Here is a 17,266-nt window from a genome sequence, read left to right as displayed (position 1 = left end):
TCGCCGTCGATTGCCGACGGCTGCTTCTGTGCGGGCAGCGCGGGAAACCGGCCACCTCTTTGGGTCTGTGCTGCATGCTGCGAACTGCCCTGCTTCTGGCGATCAAACCAACACAAGCGGTTAAAGCACGGCGGCACAGTGCGCACCGCCGAAAAAACGTCGGCACGCTACGCGATAGCGCGCGTGGTGGGCGCGCCTGCGAAAAGCGGTTCTGGCACACCGCGGCGCGCGGGCGTCGCGATGAATACCGCGCCGGCGCGCGAATCGTCGCGCAGCGCGGCGGCGTCCAGCCCGACGCGCGCGCTCGTTACGTAAAGCGTGCCGAGCCGGGCGCCGCCCAGCGCGACGCAGCTCGGCTGCGCGGTGGGCACCAGCACGCGCTCGGTCTCGGTGCCATCCGGCGCGTAGCGCACCACCCGGCCACCGCCCCAGTGCGCATTCCACAAGCCGCCTTCGGTATCGACGGTCGAGCCGTCGGGCTCGCCGGTCGGGTCGGCCAGCTTCACGAACAGCCGGTCGTTGCGTACGCTGCCGTCAGCGCCGTAATCGCAGGTGCGGATTTCGCGGGTCGGCGAATCGCAGTAGTACATCGTCGCGCCATCGGGACTGAACGCAATACTGTTCGAGATTGCCGGCGCCGGCAATGGCAAGCGCTCGAGCGTCAGGTCGCGATTGAGCCGGTAGAAGCCGCCGATCGGCTGCACCGGCGCGGCTTCGTCCTTGGTACCGAACACAAAACGGCCCTGGCGATCGCAGCGGCCGTCGTTGAGACGTGTATTCATACCGGGTTCGACGTCGACGATAGGCTCGATCTCGCCAGTCGCCAGATCGAAAAACGCCAGCCGCGACGCAAGCCCAAGCAGCAAATAATGCGGATCGGCGCACAGCGCGAAACTCGCAAGCCGCTCAGGCATCGGCCAGAACGTACTGCGCCCGTCGCGCGGATCGTAGCGCCACAAGCGCGCGCCTTCGATATCGGTCCAGTAGAAGCGGCCGCTTCTCGCACACCACGTCGCGCCTTCGCCCAGCTTGCATTTGACGTCGATCGCGAGCGCCGCCACCTGTTGCCGCGCGGCGCCGCTCATGCCCAGCCTCCGTCGACGATCAGATCCTGCGCGGTGATCATCCGGCTGTCGTCCGCGGCGAGGAACAACGCCATGCGTGCGAGATCGTCCGGCATCAGCTCCGCATCGAGGCACTGCCCTTCCTTGATCGCGCGGCGTCCCGCATCGGTGAGCCACAAGCGCTGCTGTTTTTCGGTCATCACCCATCCCGGCACGAGTGCATTCACGCGAATATGAAACGGACCGAGTTCGCGCGCAAGCCCCTTCGTCAAACCTTGCACCGCGGCTTTCGCCGTCACGTACACCGGATAGTTGCCGTTTTTCAACATCCAGCTGATCGAACCGAGATTGATGATCGAGCCGCCGCCGGAAGCTTTCATATCGTCAGCTACGGCCTGTGCGGCGAAAAACTGATGCCGCAGGTTCACTGCGATGCCTGCATCGAACGATTCCGGCGTTACTTCGGCCAGCGTGTGGCGGCGGTCGTTCGCCGCGTTGTTGACCAGCACCGCAAGCGGTCCGACGGCCGCGCGCACGTCGTCGACCGCTTTTTTCAGCGCATCGAGATCGGTCACGTCACAGCGCACAAACAGCGGCTTGTGGCGCGCATCGCCGAGCTGATCGGCCAGCGCCTCGGCGGCGCTGTCGTCGATATCGACGAACGCGACGCGCGCGCCCTGCGCGACGAAGTGCTCGACGAACGACGCGCCGATGCCCGTCGCGCCGCCGGTGATCAGTACTGTGCGGTCGGTGAGACTCGGATAGTGCGCGTACGCGCTGGCGGCTTGCCGGGCGTTCGCGTTGGCCGGAGACGACATCGTTCGGTTCCTCAGGTCGGGTTGCAGCGTGCGTATTGAGTCAGCGGCATCAGCGGCAGATGGGCGGCTTCAATCGCGCGAACCGCGGTTCTTCAACTGGTCGAGCAGCACCGCCGCAAGCAGGATCGCACCGCGCACCAGGTACTGATAGAACGCGTCGATGTTCAGCAGGTTCATCACGTTCTCGACGGTGCCCATGATCAGCACGCCGATCACCACGCCGGAAATCGTCGCGCGGCCGCCGAGCAGCGACACGCCGCCCAGCACGCACGCGGAAATCACGTTCAGTTCGAAGCCTTCCGCTGCATTCGGCTGACCCGACGTGATGCGCGACGCGAGAATCACGCCGGCTAGCGCCGTCACCGCGCCCTGGATCAGGAAGATGTACACGCGGGTACGCTCGACGTTGATACCGGCCAGCCGCGACGCTTCCGGATTGCCGCCGATCGCCAGCGTATTGCGGCCGTACACGGTCTGGTTGAGCATCACGCCGAACGCGATGAAGCACAGCAGCGTGACCCAGATCGGCAGCGACACGCCGAAAAGCGACAGGCCGCCGAGCGCGATAAACGTGTCCGACGACACACCCACCGCCTGGCCGTGCGACACGATAAAGCCGAGGCCGCGCACGATTTCCATCGTGGCGAGCGTCGTGATCAGCGCATTGATGCGCAGATACGCGATCACCGCGCCGTTCACGAAGCCGATCGCGGCGCCCGCGCACACCGCGGCGACGATCGCAATGAAGGTATTGCCAGTCGCGTTGAGCACCATCGCGCACAACACGCCGGCGAACGCGACGATCGAGCCGATCGACAGGTCGAAATCGCGCGACGCGAGACAGAACATCATCGTGCACGCCACCATACCGATCTGCGAGATCGACAGCGCGAGACCGAGCATGTTCTCGATCGAGAAGAAGTGCTCGACGGTCAGCGACATCGTGGCGAACATCACGACGAAGATCACGATCAGGCTGTATTCGGTGATCTGCTGCCACCATTTCTGGCGGTCGTTGCCTTGCGGAATCAACGCTTCCGCGGTGCTTTTCGCGGCCTGCTGCGCGAGGTTTTCTCTAGCTTGTTGCATTTGCCTGGCTCCTACCGTTTTGTGCGGTTCGGTCCCGCTTCGTGCCATCGGGCGCGGGTTACCGACCTTCGTATCCGTTCGTCGAATTCACGCGGCCTGTTGGCGGCCAACGCGAGCGTGCAGCTTGCTGCCCTACGATGCCGTCAGGCCGCCTGCGCCGCGGCGGGCGTAGTCGAACTCTGCGGCAACGCGAGGCTCAGCACCGATTGCTCGGTCGCGTCGCCACGCGCCAGTTCGCCGGAAATGCGGCCTTGCCGCATCACGACGATGCGGTCGGACACGCCGAGCACTTCCGGCAGCTCCGACGAAATCATCACGATCGCGCAGCCGCGTTCGGCCAGCTGGTAGATCACGTTGTAAATCTCGTGCTTCGCGCCGACGTCGATGCCGCGGGTCGGTTCGTCGAGAATCACGACTTTCAGGTCCGGTTCAGCGAGCCAGCGCGACAGGATCGCCTTCTGCTGGTTGCCGCCCGACAGGAAGCGGATTTTCTGGCGGCGGCTCGGCGTCTTGATCTTCAGCAGCTTGATGAAGCGATCCGCGGTGGCGGCTTCCTTCTTGCGGTCGAGGAAAATGCCGGCGCGCAGATAGTGGCGCCGGCAACTGATGTTGATGTTCTCCGACACCGAAGCGATCGCGACAATGCCCTCTTCCTTGCGATCTTCCGGGCACAGCACGATGCCCTTGCGGATCGCATCGCCGGCGCTTTTCACCTTGATGGTCCGGCCGTCGAGCATCAGCTCGCCGCCCTTCTTCGGGTCGTCGCCGTAGACCAGATGCATCAGTTCGCTGCGTCCCGCGCCAACCAGCCCGAAGAAGCCGACGATCTCGCCGCGCCGCACTTCGAAGCTGGCCGGCTCGGCGAGCGGTTTTCCTTCGATGCCCTTCGCCGCAAAGCGCACTTCACCGAGCGGCCGCGGCGTGTAGTTGTAGATATCGGAAATTTCGCGGCCCACCATTTCGCTGACGATCGTGTCGCGGCTCACGCCTTCGAGCGTCGCGTGCGAAGCGATCTTGCGACCGTCGCGGAAAATCGTGCACGAGTCGCACAGCTGGTAGATCTCGTCCATCCGGTGCGAGATGTAGATCAGCGCGCGGTTATCGGCGCGCAGGTCGCGCACCAGCTTGAACAGCACCTCGGTTTCGCGGTGCGACAGCGAGCTGGTCGGCTCGTCGAGCGCGATCACGCGCGCATTGCGCATCAGCGCCTTGCAGATTTCCACCATCTGCCGCTGCGCGATCGACAGCTTGCGCAGCTTCGCGTCTGGATTGAGGTCGACGCCCATCGCCGCGAGCTGCTCGCGCACGTGCCGCTTGGCGAAGCGCTTGTTGACGAAGCCGAGCGCGTTCGGCAAACGGCCGAGCAGCAGGTTCTCCGCCACCGTCAGATCCGGCACGTACTGCAATTCCTGGTGAATCACCGCGATGCCGGCCGCAATCGACGCACCCGCACTCGCGAAGTGCACTTCGTTGTCGTCGATCAGCACGCGCCCGGAATCGGGCTGATACTCGCCGCCGAGAATCTTCAGCAGCGTCGATTTACCCGCGCCGTTCTCGCCCATCAGGCCATGCACCTGCCCCGCATGCACGTCGAAGGAAATGCCGTCGAGCGCGCGCACACCTGGGAACACCTTGCCGATATTGTCAAAACGCAGCGTCGCTGACACTTCGCCTCCTGTTGCTTCTGGGGTTACATGAGCGGTTGCATGAGCCATCACACGAACTTCGTTCGCGGCTCATGCAACCGTTCGCACGACACGCGCGGATGCGGAACTGCCCGTGCAAACTGGCGCTTGCCGTTTTGCCGTTCCGCAGTGTGCATCCACGCGTGTTGCGCCTTGCCGTTATGACCTCTTGCGTCGTGCGTTGCCGCCTTAGTTCGACGCGAGACCCATTTCCTTACGCACCGAACCGACGTTGTCGCGCGTGGCCAGCATGCCGCTGGTCAGCGTCAGCTTCGGCGGTTCCTTGCCTTGCGTGATCCACGCGTACATCAGGTCCGAGGTTTCTTCGCCATGGCGCTTCGGGCTGATGATCACCGTGCCGTAGAAGCCGGTCGGCGCTGCCTTCTTGAACTCGTTCAATGCCGAATCCGAACCGCCGATGCCGATGCCGATCATGTTGTCGGCCTTGAAACCACGCGCTTCCGCTGCACGCACGGCGCCCAGCACGGCTTCGTCATTCAGGCCGTAGGCAACCCAGTGCTTGAACTGCGAGTTCTTGGTCAGCGCGATGTTGGCGGCGTTGAATGCGTTTTCCGTGTCGGTCTTCGCTTGCGGCGCAGCGATGACGTTGGCCTTCGGGAAGCCCGCGGCGATCAGCGCGTCGGTCGCGCCGCCGGTGCGGTCATGCGCGGTCGGCAGCTGCTCGTAGGTCACATCGATTGCGCCGACGTCCTTCATGTCCCAGCCGCGCTTCTTGATCTCAGCCGCGATGCCGTCGCCGACCTGCTTGCCGATGTTGTACGCCGAGATGCCCATATGCGGCACCGCTTCGATCGGCTTGCCCGCGCCGTCGACGAGGCGGTCATCCACCGTCATCATCTTCAGGTTGTCGGCCTTCGCCTTCGCGACGATGCCCGGCCCGAGCTTCACGTCCGGCGTGCAGATCACGAAGCCTTGCGCCTTTTGCGCAGCGAGGTTGTCGATTGCGCTCATCACCTTCTCGCCCGACGGCGCGCCGATCTTCACCAGCGTGAAGCCCTTTTCCTTGGCGGCCGCTTCAGCAAACTTCCACTCGTCCTGGAACCACGGTTCTTCGGGTTGCTTCACCAGAAAACCGATCTTGACCGGATCGGCGGCCTGCGCGACCGGTGCATTGAACAGCACGCCGGCTGCCGCTGCTGCGAGCGTGAGGAAGATTCTGCGTTTCATAATGCGTGTCTCCTGAGTAACGAGAAGGTTATTTGGCCGCGTCTTGTACCGGGACTGACACACGCGGCCAGCGCGTCAACCGGTTGATGCTGTGTGCCGCAGTGCGTGCGGCTTGTTGCAGAAGTTCGCGGGGGTGGGAAAGGCTGCACCCGTGAGTACTTGCTGCGCCTCCTTGCTTCAAACTTCTTTAGTCGTGATACAGCGCCGAACGGCCACCGTCGATCGTGATGCAGCTCGCGTTGATGAACGGCGCTTCGTCCGATGCAAGAAATACGGCGGTCATCGCGACTTCTTCCGGCCGGCCGATGCGCTTCATCGGCTGCAGGTCGAGCGTGGCCTGCTGCGCGGCTGCCGGGTCGGGCTGGTTGTCCCACCAGTCGCGCGTCAGTTGTGTTTCGATGTAGCCCGGTGCGATCGCGTTGACGCGCACGCTGCGCGGCGCGTACTCGATGCCGAGCGCACGCGTCAGTCCGATCACGCCGTGCTTGGCAACCGGGTACGGAAAGCAGCCGGGAATGATCTTGAACGAGTGCGTCGATGCGATATTCACGATGCTGCCCCGGCCCCGCTCGACCATCCCCGGCAGCACCGTGCGGCAGCCGTTCCAGACACCGTCGAGGTCGACCGCGAAGCAGCGGCGCCAGTCGTCGTCGCTCATCGTCAGCGGGTCGCAGAACACGTTGATGCCGGCGTTGTTGATCAGTACGTCGAGCGGGCCGAACGCGCGTTCCGCTTCGCTGACTGCCTGCTGGACAGAGGCCGATTGCGTGACGTCGGTGTGCACCGCGAGGACGCGAGCGCCGCTGCCGCCACTGCTACCGCTTTGCGCGCGGATGTGTTGCGCGGTGCGCTCGGCCGTTTCGATATCCAGTTCGGCTAGCACCACCGCGGCGCCCTCGCGCGCGAACGCCAGCGCGATCGCCGCGCCGATGCCGCGGCCGGCGCCTGTCACCAGTGCGACCTTGCCTTGCAGCCGATTCATTTCTTTGCACCCGCACGGGCGATGCGCAGGCCGTTGATGAACGCCTTTGCATGCGACGCCGTCACTGCGGCGCTCTGGCCCGGCTTGAACAGCGCGGAGCCGAGGCCGAAGCCGTTCGCACCGGCGGTGAGGAACGGGCCCATGTTGTCCGGCGTGATGCCGCCCACCGGCAGCAGCGGCACTTCGTTCGCGATTACCGCGCGCCATGCCTTGACGACCTGGCAGCCGAGTTGTTCGGCCGGGAACATCTTCAGCACGTCGGCGCCGTTCTTCAGCGCGATAAAGGCTTCCGTCGGCGTCGCAACGCCCGGCGCACAGGCCATCCCCAGCGACTTCGCCGCGCGCACCACATCCGGGTCCGCATGCGGCATCACGATCAGCTCGCCGCCCGCCTGCTTTACCTCGCGCACGAAGTCGGCCTGCAGCACGGTGCCGGCGCCGACGATCGCGTCCGGCGGCAGCGCCTGACGGATCGCCGCGATGCTGTCGAACGGTTGCGGCGAGTTCAGCGGCACTTCGACGATGCGAAAGCCCGCTTCATAGAGTGCGCGGCCGTGGTCGACCGCGTCGGCGGGCGTCACGCCGCGCAGGATCGCGACCAGCGGACACGCTTCGAAAGCGGCACGCAAACCGGCATGGGGCTGGTACGGACCGGGCAGATTCAGTTGGGCTTGCATGTCGATTCCTTTTTGCTGATTCGTGATGCCGCGTTATCCGACGCGTGCTGCCGGCGCCGCATCCGCGGCCGGCTTGACGAGGCCCGCCTGCACCGCCATGCGCCACAGGCCACGCTCGGTCGCCTGCTTGACGAGTTCGGCCTGCTGGCAGCCGTATTGGGTGAGTGCAAGGCGATAACGCTCGCACAGCGCTTCGTTGCCGATCAGCCGCAGTGCGCGGCCGGCAAGCGTCGATTGCTGGCGTGTCAGCACGGCTTCAAGGCCGTTCAGTTCATGGCCGATCAGCAGGCCGGACAGATAGTCGGGCTGCTCTTCGCGCGCGAGCTGCGCGGTCAGGCCGAGCGTGCGGGTGCTGAAAATGGTCGCGAGCATGCCGGCGTGACCGTGGCTGCGCGCGACGCTGACGCCGCGCAGAAACGCTGCTGTATCGGGGCGATCGGGCGTCGTCATGGTGCGGCCGAGAATCGTATGCTCGGATAGCGCGGCGAATACTTCGCCGGTCATGAACGTGTAGAAGCGCTCGATGCGTGCGTCGCGCACCAGCACCCACTTCGCGTGCGTGCCCGGCAGGCCGATCAGCGCGCCGACGGATGTTTTCGCGGCGTCGGTGGATGCGGCTGCTGCGTTTGCGGCTTCGCTTTTAACCGCGCTTGCCGTTGAAGTCGCATCGACAAGCGCACCGAGAATCTGTGTTTCTTCGCCGCGCATCACGTTCGGCAGTTCGCCGCGCTCGAGCACGCCCGGCAAGATATTCAGCACGGCGCCGCACGCGGTTTGCACACGTACGATGCCGCGCACGATCGCATCCGGGCTGGCCGGGGTTTCGACGTAAGGCGCTTCCTGCCAGCCCTGCGCACTGCCCACCATGCCTGCCGCGACGACCGGTAGCTGCGGCGTGTGCTTGAGCCAGGCGCCGCACACCGCGTCGAACGCGGCGTCGAAGCCGCCGTCTTGCGCCGCCAGCGGCAAATTCATGATGCCCGCGGTCGACGCGCGCGTATCGAGCACCTCGCCCGCTGCATCGAACAGATACGCGCGCAACGCCGTCGTGCCCCAGTCGAGCGCGATCAGCGCCGGCGCGCCGCGCGCCGCCGTGCGCGCGGCCGCACCACCCGGTTCGCCTTCGGCACCCGAGCGAAGCTTGGCCCGCGCCGGAAAGGCGCATGAACCCAGTCCGATCATCGTTTGATCCTGCGGGTTGCCGGTTGCGGCGCACGCCAGCCGAGCTCTTCGGAAATCGCGCGCGCTTCGCGCTGCAACACCGGAATCAGTTCGTCCATCCGTTCGAGCGACATATACGGAATCGTGCTCGCCACCGACAGCGCCGCGACGATCGCGCCCGACGCGTCGCGCACCGGCGCGGCCACACAGCGGATCGACGCCTCGTTTTCTTCGAGGTCGAAGGTGAAGCCCCCTGCCGCGTAGTTCGTCATGCGCTGCATGAAGGTCTGCAGGTCGGGCCGGTTATCCGGCTTGAAGCTGACCTCCGCCAGCGCACGGCGCGATGCATCGAACAGCGAGTTCCAGGCTTCCGGCGCGAGGTCGAGCATCATCGCCTTGCCGATGCCGGTCGACGCGAGCGGCATCCGGTGGCCGACCCGCGAGCGCATTTCGAGGCCGCGCGTGCCGGGAATCTTGTCGATGTACAGCACGTCGTCGCCGTCGCGCACGCCGAGGTGAATCGTGTCGTGCGTCAGTTCGGCGAGCGTCGCGAGGTGCGGATGCGCGACGGCGGTCAGCGGCATCTGTTCAAGCGCAATGGTGCCGAGCTCGATCAGTTTCGGGCCGAGCAGATAGCCGCCCTGCACCTGGCGCAGATAGCGCGCCTGCACGAGGCTGCTGACGAGCCGGTGCGTGGTGCTGCGCGTCGTGCCGAGCGCCGCGCCGAAGGTGCGCAGGTCGCGCACGCCGGCTGCGGCGGCTTCGAGAATCGCGAGGCCGCGCAGCAACGTCTGCGTGCCGGCCTGCTGTGGCGTGATGTCGAGCAGCGTGCTCGGCAGCGCAATCGTGTCGCGGTCGACGGGCGGCAGTGCCGCGCCGTTGGCCGGGCGCGCGACCGGTTTCCTGAGGGTGTCCGCTTCGGACCCGGCGTGAGTAGGCATCGCTTTATTCATGGCGATCGTGCAAACAGGTTGGGGGTTTAGAGCGCGGCGCCGGACAAGCGGCGGGCAGACGCGACGACGAGCGCGATGGCAGACGTTCGGATGCGACTGGCGCACGCGTACTGCCGGAATGGGTATGAGGCCATGGCGGGTTGTCTCCGATTTGTTTTGCGTTTCGTCGCGCCTACGCTGTGGCGGGCGGGCGAAGCTTTTCCGTGTTCTGCCGGAGTGCGCTGGGCACCCCGGTCTAATTGGTGCCGATTGTAGATTGCTTTTTTGGTACACACCAATATGTGAGTGTGGCATTCAGATATTGGGATAACACTCTCGGGCGACAGTCGTGTGATTCCGCTTTGTATCCCAATTTAACGGTGCTACAGTGGCTCAAAACCCAACAAGATAGGTTTTGTATGCTGCTGTGGAAAACTGGAACTGTCGAAATGCGAATCTGGCCGAACGATCATTGCCCACCTCACGTGACGGCGGTATGCCGTCCGGACAGCTGGACTGCCCGCTTCGTGTTCTCAATGCTCACAGACGACGTTTCGCTGTGGGACATCAAGCCGAAGCAGAACGCCCCAAGTTATGGGGTGGTTTGCCAGTTGGCGAATGACATACACGCGAACCGGGTTCAGTGTCGGGAAAGCTGGTGGAAATACCAGCAGCACAACTGCGGCGTGTGCCTCGACAACGTGCCTGTGGTCGGCAAACAAGGCGGAGAGATCGCGTTGTTCGATCAAAACCAGGCCGACGAGCCGGACGGCTCGATCGTTCCCGAGACAGGCATCTATGTGCCCGGCTTAGGCGTCCGCGCTCAAATCAACTGGGGTAATCAGGTGACCACCGAGCTTCTTAAGGAAGTGTGAGCATGCCAGTCAAGATCACCAGCAGTGACTATCAACAAGCCCTCGAACGTGGGCGCCGCGAGCTGGATCGGCCCCACGTTACCGACGCGCGCTATAGCGCATCCGATCGTCTGATGGAGTTGCAATACAGCAGCGGATGGGTGCTGCGTTTCAACCCCAAAGAAATCGAAGCGTTGAAAGCGATCCCGGAAGAGGCCTTGGCTCGCGCCTATGTCACGCCAGGCGGAGACGGCCTGATTTTCGATGACGCGAATGCGTCGATCAGCATTCCCGGCCTCGTCGCGCAGCTGATTCCGCTTGATGTAGCGCGGTCGGTCGTTGCGTCGGCGCGGGGGAAAGTCACATCGGCAGCGAAAGCGGAAGCGGCGCGGCTCAATGGATCGAAGGGCGGCCGACCTCGCAAAGCTGTCGTGTAATTAAGTTTGGAGCATTTGTTATTCGGGCAATTCCGCCGCACCCATGCGTCGCGCGATCACGCGTGCGCGTTGCGTCAGGTAGGCGGAGTTGCGATGCTCATCGAAGTACCTGGGCCGCGGCAGCATCACCGCTAGCCGCGCCGCCTGGGCGATGCTCAGCTTCGCCGCCGGCGTCTTGTAGTAATACTGCGCGGCCGCTTGCGCGCCATACACGCCGTTGCCCCATTCGACGGAGTTCAGATAGATCTCGAAGATGCGCTCCTTATCCATCAGCAACTCGAGCATCCACGTGATGATCAGTTCCTGCCCTTTGCGGATGTAGCTCTTTTCACGCGACAGGAACAGGTTGCGCGCCAACTGCTGCGTGATCGTCGAGCCACCGGCGACGATCTTGCCGCGCGCCTTGTTTTTCTCCCACGCCTGCAGGATCGCGTCGGTTTCGTAGCCGTTGTTGTTGACGAAGTTCGCGTCCTCGGAGGCGATGATCGCGCGTTTCAGATTGCGCGAGATCTGATCGTACGGCACCCAGCTGTGCTGGATCGATTGGCCCGGATGGTCTTCTGCGACGCGCCACGCATCGGAGCGCATGAAGGCGGTCGACTGCGGATCGACCCAGTTCCAGATCGCGATCTGCGCGAAGTAGAACGCCTGCAACGCGAGCCAGGCGACGGCGATCACCGCGGCGACATAGAACGCCCAGCGCCCTGCGCTGACCCGCTCGACGCTTTTCGGGCGGTTCATGGTCGGATAGTCGATCGCCAAGGTCGGAGGTCCGTACGCGACGCGTGAGCGTCAGACGCCGGCTGGCGCAGCAAGCTGCTTGCGCAGTTCGGCAAGCACCGGCGCGCCATCGGGCCGCACGCCGCGCCATACGTAGAACGATTCCGCGGCCTGTTCGACCAGCATGCCGAGGCCGTCGGCGGCGCGTGCGCCGAGCTTTGCCGCATGTTGCATGAAGACCGTTGGCTGCGCGCCGTACATCATGTCGTACGCGAGCGTCTGGGCACCGAATGCGCGATCGTCGCATTCGGGCAGCGCGGCATCGAGGCTGCCGGCGGTCGCATTGACGATCACGTCGTACGCGTGCGCCTGCACGGCTTGCGGGCCACCGCCCGACAACCCGCAAGCGGCATCGCGCGCCGCCTGCGCAAACTGTGCGACGAGCGCCTCAGCCTTCGCGGCGGTACGGTTGACGATCGTAATCGACTGCGGTGCGCGCTCGAGCATCGGCAGCACCACGCCGCGCGCCGCGCCTCCCGCGCCGAGCAGCAGCACGCGCACGCCGCGCAGCGACACGCCGAGATTCACTTCGATGTCGCGCACGAGGCCGAAGCCATCCGTGTTGTCGCTGTAGATACCGTCCGCATCGAAGCGCAGCGTGTTGACCGCACCCGCCGCAGCCGCGCGCGGCGACAGCTGGTCGGCCAGCGCGTGCGCTTCGAGCTTGAACGGCACCGTGACGTTGATGCCGCGGCCGCCCGCCGCGATGAACTCGCGTACGTGCGTGGCGAATCCATCGAGCGGTGCCAGCACGCGGCCGTATTCGATCGGCTCACCGGTCTGCTCGGCGAAGCGCGCGTGAATCAGCGGCGACTTGCTGTGCGCAACCGGATTGCCGATCACCGCGTAACGGTCGCGCGGCAAGTCGGTCGCGTGAGCGGCGCCGGTGGCGTTCATCGGTTGGACTCCGTTGCGTGCTCCTCGCCGGAAACGCCCGATGCACCCGGCGTGTCGGACGCATCCACCGCGCCTTCGTCGCCGTCGGATTCGCCGCTGCTGCTGGCCGCCTGCTCATCCGGCTGCGCCCCGTCACCGTCCAGATCCGCTTCGGCCTGGGCCTCCGCTTCGCTTTCCGCCGATTCGTCAGCCGCGTCGACCGGCTCTTGCGCGCGCTCGTCCGCTTCTTCGGTTTCTTCAGCCTCTTCCGCTTCCGCGCCGCCCGTGACAGTCGGCGCATCGAGCACATTCAACGGCCGCACCGATGCCTCGATCGTCAATTCGTCGACCGACACCACGTCGAGCAGCAGCCGTGTGCCGCGCGCATGCACGCCGAGACCCGGCACATGCAACAGCAGCGGCACTTCTTCGAGCCGCACGAGGTCGCCCTTCACCACCGAAGCCACCACCTGCTTGCGGTTCTCCTGCGTGAGCCAACGCAAGCACCAGAAGTACTCCATGCGGCGCTGGTGATCTGCATACGCGGTGTAGGTGTCGTCGAAGCCTTGCACCACCGCGAACAGGTCTGCGTCCTTCGGCTTGAACGGCGCGGCAAGCTTGGCCGTCACACCGTGCTGCACGCAAGCGAGCAATTGCCACTGGTTGACCAGATCGACGTAGCGCCGTAGCGGCGACGTGCTCCACGCGTACTGCGCGACACCCAGGCCCTCGTGCGGCGCTGCGCTGGTCTGCATGCGGGTGCGCTTCGGGCCGGTCGGCGCGCCGAACGCACGCTGCGAGCGGTAGATACCCGGCACGCCGTGATCGTGCAGAAACGCGCCCCACGTCGAGTTCGCGAGAATCGCCAGTTCCGCGACGATCAGGTCGAGCGGCGAGCCGCGCCGGCGCGGCGTAATCGTGACGTGCTCGCCATCGACGTAGAAATTGAAATCGGTATTGCGCTGCACTTCGCGCTTCAGGCCGAAACTCGCGCGCATCACCTGACGCTTTTCGAACAGCGCCTGCGCGAACGGCCACAGCATCGCGATGTCTTCCTTGTGCGGATACTCGCCGGTGCCGGCTTCGAGCGCGGCTTCGGTCACCTGTTCGTCAAGCGTGTTGTGGCGCAGGTTGCTCTTGACGAACACCATCTCGGCGCGGGTTTCGCTTGCGACGATCTCCTGCGTCTCACGGTTCACGATGCTGTACAGCGACAGTGCCGGCCGCAAACCGCCCTCGGCCAGCGTGAACACGTTGACCACTTCGTCGGGCAGCATCGTGATCTTGTCGCCCGGCATATAAACCGTCGACAGCCGGCCGCGTGCGATCGTATCGACCGCGTCACCGCGCGCGATGCCGAGCGCCGGCGCCGCGATGTGCACGCCGATCCGCACGCGCCCGTCCGACAGATGCTCGACCGAGAATGCATCGTCGATTTCGGTGGTCGTGACGTCGTCGATCGAAAACGCCTGGACGTCGGCCTGCGGCAGATCGTCCGGCAGCGCGCCCGGCATGGCTGGCGGAAAACCGGTGCCGTGCGGGAAGAACTCGGACAGAAAACGCGCCTCGTGCAGGGCGCGCGCCGACGGGATGCCGCCGCAGTCGAGCATCAGCCGCGCCTGCGACATACCGCGCGACGCGGCCGCCGCTTCGAGCGCCTTGTATTCGATCGAGTTCTTGTCCGGCTTCGTCAGCAAGCCGAGCGCCTTGCCGGCGAACGCCTCAGGCAGACGGCCTGCGACCAGTTCCGCTTCGTAGCCGGCCTGCACCAGCGCCTGCTGGCGCTTGCGTTCCAGCGATGCGAGCGCCATCTGCAGTTGCTCGTGCGGCGTACGCTGATACTGGCCACGCCCCTTGCGACGGAAATAGACCGGCGCACCATGCATGCGCAGCACGAGCGCCGCGCGCTCGATCGCGCCGAATGTGGTGCCGAAATACTCGGCGCCGAGCGCGGCAAACGGAAACTCGTCTTCCGGCGCGCACTCCCACAGAAAATCCAGGTCGATCTGCTGCGCAGCCGCGTCGGCCTGCTCCATCAGTTCGCCGGCAGCCGGCTTGTCGAATTCGATCAGCACGTCTTTCGCGCGCACCTTCGCGCGCCGGCCGCCCGGCAGCTCGACCTGGAAGGCGTCGCCCTGCTTCGACAGCACGCTGCCCGCCTTGAAACTGCCCGATTCCTCAAAGAAAACGTTCACTCAATACTCTCGTTCTGGCTTGCATCGTCTGCCGCGGATGGCTTCGCGCTATGCGCTTGCGCATTCGGCGCTGCGCCGCGGCACTAATAGGTGTTCGTGAGAAGGTTCGCTGCGTGGGTCCCGCGTGTCAGTGCTGCGCCGCGCCGCTGCGACCCGCATCCGCCGCGCCCGGTGCCGTGAAGCGTCCGGTCGCGGCCTCGTCGCAAAAGGCAAGCACGTCGTCGACGTATTGCGGAAACTCGCTGATCGAATGATCGCTACCGTCGATCAGCCGGGTGCGCGCGCCCGGATAGTGCGCGAGCATTTCGCGGTAGTCGAGCACTTCGTCGCCGGTGGCCGCAAACAGATAATAGCGTTCGGGCCTCGTGACCGATGTGACGGCGAGCGCGCGCAGTTCATCCAGATGCTGCGGTTCGACGACGATGCTGCCGCCGCCGCTGTAGCGCTTCTGCTCGCCGAGATAGCCGGACAGATCGCGCTGCGGCATGACCGCCGGGTTCAGCAGGATGGCCGGCCAGCCGTGCTTTTCGGCCAGATGCGTGGCGAAGAAGCCGCCCAGCGAGCTGCCGATCACCGTGACCTGCGCGGGCCCGGCTTCCTTGACCAGTGCTTCGGCCAGTGCAATCGTCTCGAACGGCGAGACCGGCAGCAGCGGGCAACACCACTCGGCGCTGCGGCCGAGCGCTGCCAGCCGTTCGGCGAGCAGGCGCGCCTTGAACGAATCCGGCGACGATAGAAAACCGTGCAGATACAGGATCATGCGGCGCCTCGCGCATCCGCGGGGCGCGCCGACAGCGCATCGAGCAGCTTCTGGTGCACGCCGCCGAAGCCGCCGTTGCTCATCACGAGCACGTGGTCGCCCGGCCGTGCCGCGGCGACCACGGCCTGCACCAGCTGGCCGAGATCGTCGAACGCGCGCGCCTTGTCGCCGAGCGGGGCGAGCGCTTCGGCCAGATCCCAGCCCAATGCGTCGCGGCCGGTCGGTGCGCCGTAGCCGAATACGAGGTCGGCATCCGTAAGCGCGGACGGCAGTTGCGCCTTCATCACGCCGAGCTTCATCGTGTTCGAACGCGGCTCGAGCACCGCGAGAATCCGGGTGCGCTCGCGGCCCACGCGCGTGCGCAGGCCGGCGAGCGTCGTGTCGATCGCGGTGGGGTGATGCGCGAAGTCGTCGTAGACGGTCACGCCGTCGACGCTGCCGCGCACTTCCATCCGGCGCTTCACGTTGCGGAAAGTTGCGAGCGACTGCGCCGCCTGCGCGGGCGGCACGCCGATGTGGCGCGCCGCGGCAATCGCGGCGAGCGCGTTTTGCCGGTTGTGCTCGCCCTGCACCAGCCAGTCGACTACGCCGACACGTTCGCCCTGATGGTAAACAGCGAAGCGCGCGTCGACCGGCACGCCGTCTTCCGCGGGCAGTGCCTGCCAGCCGCCGTCGACCCCGAAACGCTCGATCTCGCTCCAGCAGCCGCGCGTCAGCACACGATCGAGCGAAGCCTCGCGGCCGTTGGTCACGATCCGGCCGATGCCCGGGATGGTACGCACCAGGTGATGAAATTGCGTTTCGATCGCGGCGAGATCCGGGAAGATATCGGCGTGATCGAACTCGAGATTGTTCAGGATCGCCGTGCGCGGCCGGTAGTGGACGAACTTCGAACGCTTGTCGAAGAACGCGGTGTCGTACTCGTCGGCTTCGATGACGAAGAAACTCGAATCGGTGAGCCGCGCCGACACGCCAAAGTTCAGCGGCACGCCGCCGATCAGAAAGCCCGGGTTCATGCCGGCGTCTTCGAGCAGCCATGCGAGCATCGAACTCGTCGTGGTCTTGCCGTGCGTGCCGGCTACCGCCAGCACCCATTTGCCGTTCAGCACGTGCTCGCCGAGCCATTGCGGGCCCGACACGTAAGGCAGGCCGCGGTCGAGAATCGCTTCCATCAGCGGATTGCCGCGCGACACCACATTGCCGATCACGAACAGGTCCGGCTGCAGATCGACCTGCCCGGCGTCGTAACCTTCGATCAGACCGATGCCTTGCGCCTCGAGCTGCGTGCTCATCGGCGGATAGACGCCGGCGTCGCAACCGGTCACCTTGTGGCCGGCGCTGCGCGCCAGCACCGCCAGTCCGCCCATGAACGTGCCGCAGATGCCGAGAATGTGAATGTGCATAAAAAAGCTGTCGCGCCGCGAAAGGCGTAGTTGCTGCGTCGGAGAGTAGGACGGAGGGCTGAGGCTTCGGTGCCCGGATTCGCGAGACCGCGCGCGACCGCGGTCGTCACGAAGGCCCCGGCGAGATTAAGCGTATAAGGCTATTTCAAGCCGTATCAGGCTATTGTACCCGACGGTCCGCACCATCCCGGTACGCATGCGCGCGCTCGCGAGCGCGGTCGTCCGACGACCCTGGCGAGGTTAGTCATATAAGGTGAGTTCTAGCTACGATTGAGTATTGACCCGACGGGTCCGCACCGCGCGGCGCACATGCCGGGCCTCTCTACGGCGCCGCGAAACACCCCTGCCCGGGGCCGGAAGAGCCC

General features: G+C 65.3%; 16 protein-coding genes. 2 read left to right on the top strand and 14 right to left on the bottom strand.

Features of this window, described 5'->3' with window-relative positions; translation table 11 throughout:
- Window positions 1-167 precede the first annotated feature (167 nt).
- The 9 genes from ACYVNQ_RS26130 to ACYVNQ_RS26090 all read right to left on the bottom strand — a co-directional run bounded on the left by ACYVNQ_RS26130 (window position 168) and on the right by ACYVNQ_RS26090 (window position 9,617).
- Complete coding sequence (locus ACYVNQ_RS26130) at window positions 168-1,085, bottom strand: SMP-30/gluconolactonase/LRE family protein (RefSeq protein ID WP_460906276.1); 918 nt, start codon at window positions 1,083-1,085, stop codon at window positions 168-170.
- Window positions 1,082-1,882 (bottom strand): SDR family NAD(P)-dependent oxidoreductase, encoded by an 801-nt coding sequence (locus ACYVNQ_RS26125; protein WP_460906274.1) that lies wholly within the window; start codon window positions 1,880-1,882, stop codon window positions 1,082-1,084. Before ACYVNQ_RS26125 ends, ACYVNQ_RS26130 begins: the two co-directional genes overlap by 4 nt.
- Window positions 1,883-1,951: 69 nt before the next feature.
- On the bottom strand, window positions 1,952-2,971 hold the full coding sequence (gene araH, locus ACYVNQ_RS26120; RefSeq protein ID WP_460906272.1) for an L-arabinose ABC transporter permease AraH: 1,020 nt from the start codon (window positions 2,969-2,971) through the stop codon (window positions 1,952-1,954).
- A gap of 143 nt (window positions 2,972-3,114) precedes the next feature.
- Complete coding sequence (araG, locus tag ACYVNQ_RS26115) at window positions 3,115-4,638, bottom strand: L-arabinose ABC transporter ATP-binding protein AraG (RefSeq protein WP_460906270.1); 1,524 nt, start codon at window positions 4,636-4,638, stop codon at window positions 3,115-3,117.
- 207 nt (window positions 4,639-4,845) lie between these two features.
- Window positions 4,846-5,844 (bottom strand): arabinose ABC transporter substrate-binding protein, encoded by a 999-nt coding sequence (locus ACYVNQ_RS26110; RefSeq protein ID WP_460906268.1) that lies wholly within the window; start codon window positions 5,842-5,844, stop codon window positions 4,846-4,848.
- A 187-nt stretch (window positions 5,845-6,031) separates the two neighbouring features.
- Window positions 6,032-6,826, bottom strand: a complete 795-nt coding sequence (locus ACYVNQ_RS26105; RefSeq protein WP_460906266.1) for an SDR family oxidoreductase — start codon at window positions 6,824-6,826, stop codon at window positions 6,032-6,034.
- On the bottom strand, window positions 6,823-7,503 hold the full coding sequence (locus ACYVNQ_RS26100) for a 2-dehydro-3-deoxy-6-phosphogalactonate aldolase (protein ID WP_460906264.1): 681 nt from the start codon (window positions 7,501-7,503) through the stop codon (window positions 6,823-6,825). The genes ACYVNQ_RS26105 and ACYVNQ_RS26100 overlap by 4 nt, the downstream gene beginning before the upstream one ends.
- 33 nt (window positions 7,504-7,536) lie before the next feature.
- Window positions 7,537-8,685 carry a 2-dehydro-3-deoxygalactonokinase gene (locus ACYVNQ_RS26095; protein WP_460906262.1) on the bottom strand — a complete coding sequence of 383 codons (1,149 nt, stop codon included), beginning with the start codon at window positions 8,683-8,685 and terminating at the stop codon, window positions 7,537-7,539.
- Window positions 8,682-9,617 carry an IclR family transcriptional regulator gene (locus ACYVNQ_RS26090; RefSeq protein ID WP_460906260.1) on the bottom strand — a complete coding sequence of 312 codons (936 nt, stop codon included), beginning with the start codon at window positions 9,615-9,617 and terminating at the stop codon, window positions 8,682-8,684. The genes ACYVNQ_RS26095 and ACYVNQ_RS26090 overlap by 4 nt, the downstream gene beginning before the upstream one ends.
- A 398-nt stretch (window positions 9,618-10,015) precedes the next feature.
- Here ACYVNQ_RS26090 and ACYVNQ_RS26085 point away from each other — a divergent pair, with 398 nt between their 5' ends.
- Together ACYVNQ_RS26085 and ACYVNQ_RS26080 are read left to right on the top strand one after the other, a co-directional pair.
- Window positions 10,016-10,471, top strand: a complete 456-nt coding sequence (locus tag ACYVNQ_RS26085) for a hypothetical protein (RefSeq protein WP_460906258.1) — start codon at window positions 10,016-10,018, stop codon at window positions 10,469-10,471.
- A 2-nt stretch (window positions 10,472-10,473) separates the two neighbouring features.
- Window positions 10,474-10,887 (top strand): DUF2442 domain-containing protein, encoded by a 414-nt coding sequence (locus ACYVNQ_RS26080; protein WP_460906256.1) that lies wholly within the window; start codon window positions 10,474-10,476, stop codon window positions 10,885-10,887.
- An 18-nt stretch (window positions 10,888-10,905) separates the two neighbouring features.
- Here ACYVNQ_RS26080 and mtgA read toward each other — a convergent pair whose 3' ends face one another.
- From mtgA to mpl, 5 genes are all read right to left on the bottom strand, one after another.
- Window positions 10,906-11,628 (bottom strand): monofunctional biosynthetic peptidoglycan transglycosylase, encoded by a 723-nt coding sequence (mtgA, locus tag ACYVNQ_RS26075; RefSeq protein ID WP_460906254.1) that lies wholly within the window; start codon window positions 11,626-11,628, stop codon window positions 10,906-10,908.
- Between the two features lie 51 nt (window positions 11,629-11,679).
- Window positions 11,680-12,564 carry a shikimate dehydrogenase gene (gene aroE, locus ACYVNQ_RS26070; RefSeq protein ID WP_460906252.1) on the bottom strand — a complete coding sequence of 295 codons (885 nt, stop codon included), beginning with the start codon at window positions 12,562-12,564 and terminating at the stop codon, window positions 11,680-11,682.
- Window positions 12,561-14,738, bottom strand: coding sequence for a ribonuclease catalytic domain-containing protein (locus ACYVNQ_RS26065; RefSeq protein ID WP_460906250.1), 2,178 nt, complete (start codon window positions 14,736-14,738; stop codon window positions 12,561-12,563). Before ACYVNQ_RS26065 ends, aroE begins: the two co-directional genes overlap by 4 nt.
- Window positions 14,739-14,865: 127 nt before the next feature.
- Complete coding sequence (locus ACYVNQ_RS26060; protein WP_460906248.1) at window positions 14,866-15,498, bottom strand: YqiA/YcfP family alpha/beta fold hydrolase; 633 nt, start codon at window positions 15,496-15,498, stop codon at window positions 14,866-14,868.
- A complete protein-coding gene (gene mpl / locus ACYVNQ_RS26055) occupies window positions 15,495-16,901 on the bottom strand; it encodes a UDP-N-acetylmuramate:L-alanyl-gamma-D-glutamyl-meso-diaminopimelate ligase (protein ID WP_460906246.1) in 1,407 nt (468 codons plus the stop codon). Before mpl ends, ACYVNQ_RS26060 begins: the two co-directional genes overlap by 4 nt.
- Window positions 16,902-17,266 lie beyond the last annotated feature (365 nt).

The organism is Paraburkholderia jirisanensis (assembly GCF_054782355.1).
Note: the sequence above shows the minus strand (reverse complement) of the source record. Positions and strands in the feature narration are given on the sequence as shown.

What these genes read in the sequence shown, in the direction of transcription:
- ACYVNQ_RS26130 (WP_460906276.1), bottom strand. Translation starts at nt 1,085, where the DNA reads ATGAGCGGCGCCGCGCGGCAACAGGTGGCGGCGCTCGCGATCGACGTC.
- ACYVNQ_RS26125 (WP_460906274.1), bottom strand. Translation starts at nt 1,882, where the DNA reads ATGTCGTCTCCGGCCAACGCGAACGCCCGGCAAGCCGCCAGCGCGTAC.
- araH (WP_460906272.1), bottom strand. Translation starts at nt 2,971, where the DNA reads ATGCAACAAGCTAGAGAAAACCTCGCGCAGCAGGCCGCGAAAAGCACC.
- ACYVNQ_RS26110 (WP_460906268.1), bottom strand. Translation starts at nt 5,844, where the DNA reads ATGAAACGCAGAATCTTCCTCACGCTCGCAGCAGCGGCAGCCGGCGTG.
- ACYVNQ_RS26105 (WP_460906266.1), bottom strand. Translation starts at nt 6,826, where the DNA reads ATGAATCGGCTGCAAGGCAAGGTCGCACTGGTGACAGGCGCCGGCCGC.
- ACYVNQ_RS26100 (WP_460906264.1), bottom strand. Translation starts at nt 7,503, where the DNA reads ATGCAAGCCCAACTGAATCTGCCCGGTCCGTACCAGCCCCATGCCGGT.
- ACYVNQ_RS26095 (WP_460906262.1), bottom strand. Translation starts at nt 8,685, where the DNA reads ATGATCGGACTGGGTTCATGCGCCTTTCCGGCGCGGGCCAAGCTTCGC.
- ACYVNQ_RS26090 (WP_460906260.1), bottom strand. Translation starts at nt 9,617, where the DNA reads ATGAATAAAGCGATGCCTACTCACGCCGGGTCCGAAGCGGACACCCTC.
- ACYVNQ_RS26085 (WP_460906258.1), top strand. Translation starts at nt 10,016, where the DNA reads ATGCTGCTGTGGAAAACTGGAACTGTCGAAATGCGAATCTGGCCGAAC.
- ACYVNQ_RS26080 (WP_460906256.1), top strand. Translation starts at nt 10,474, where the DNA reads ATGCCAGTCAAGATCACCAGCAGTGACTATCAACAAGCCCTCGAACGT.
- mtgA (WP_460906254.1), bottom strand. Translation starts at nt 11,628, where the DNA reads ATGAACCGCCCGAAAAGCGTCGAGCGGGTCAGCGCAGGGCGCTGGGCG.
- aroE (WP_460906252.1), bottom strand. Translation starts at nt 12,564, where the DNA reads ATGAACGCCACCGGCGCCGCTCACGCGACCGACTTGCCGCGCGACCGT.
- ACYVNQ_RS26060 (WP_460906248.1), bottom strand. Translation starts at nt 15,498, where the DNA reads ATGATCCTGTATCTGCACGGTTTTCTATCGTCGCCGGATTCGTTCAAG.
- mpl (WP_460906246.1), bottom strand. Translation starts at nt 16,901, where the DNA reads ATGCACATTCACATTCTCGGCATCTGCGGCACGTTCATGGGCGGACTG.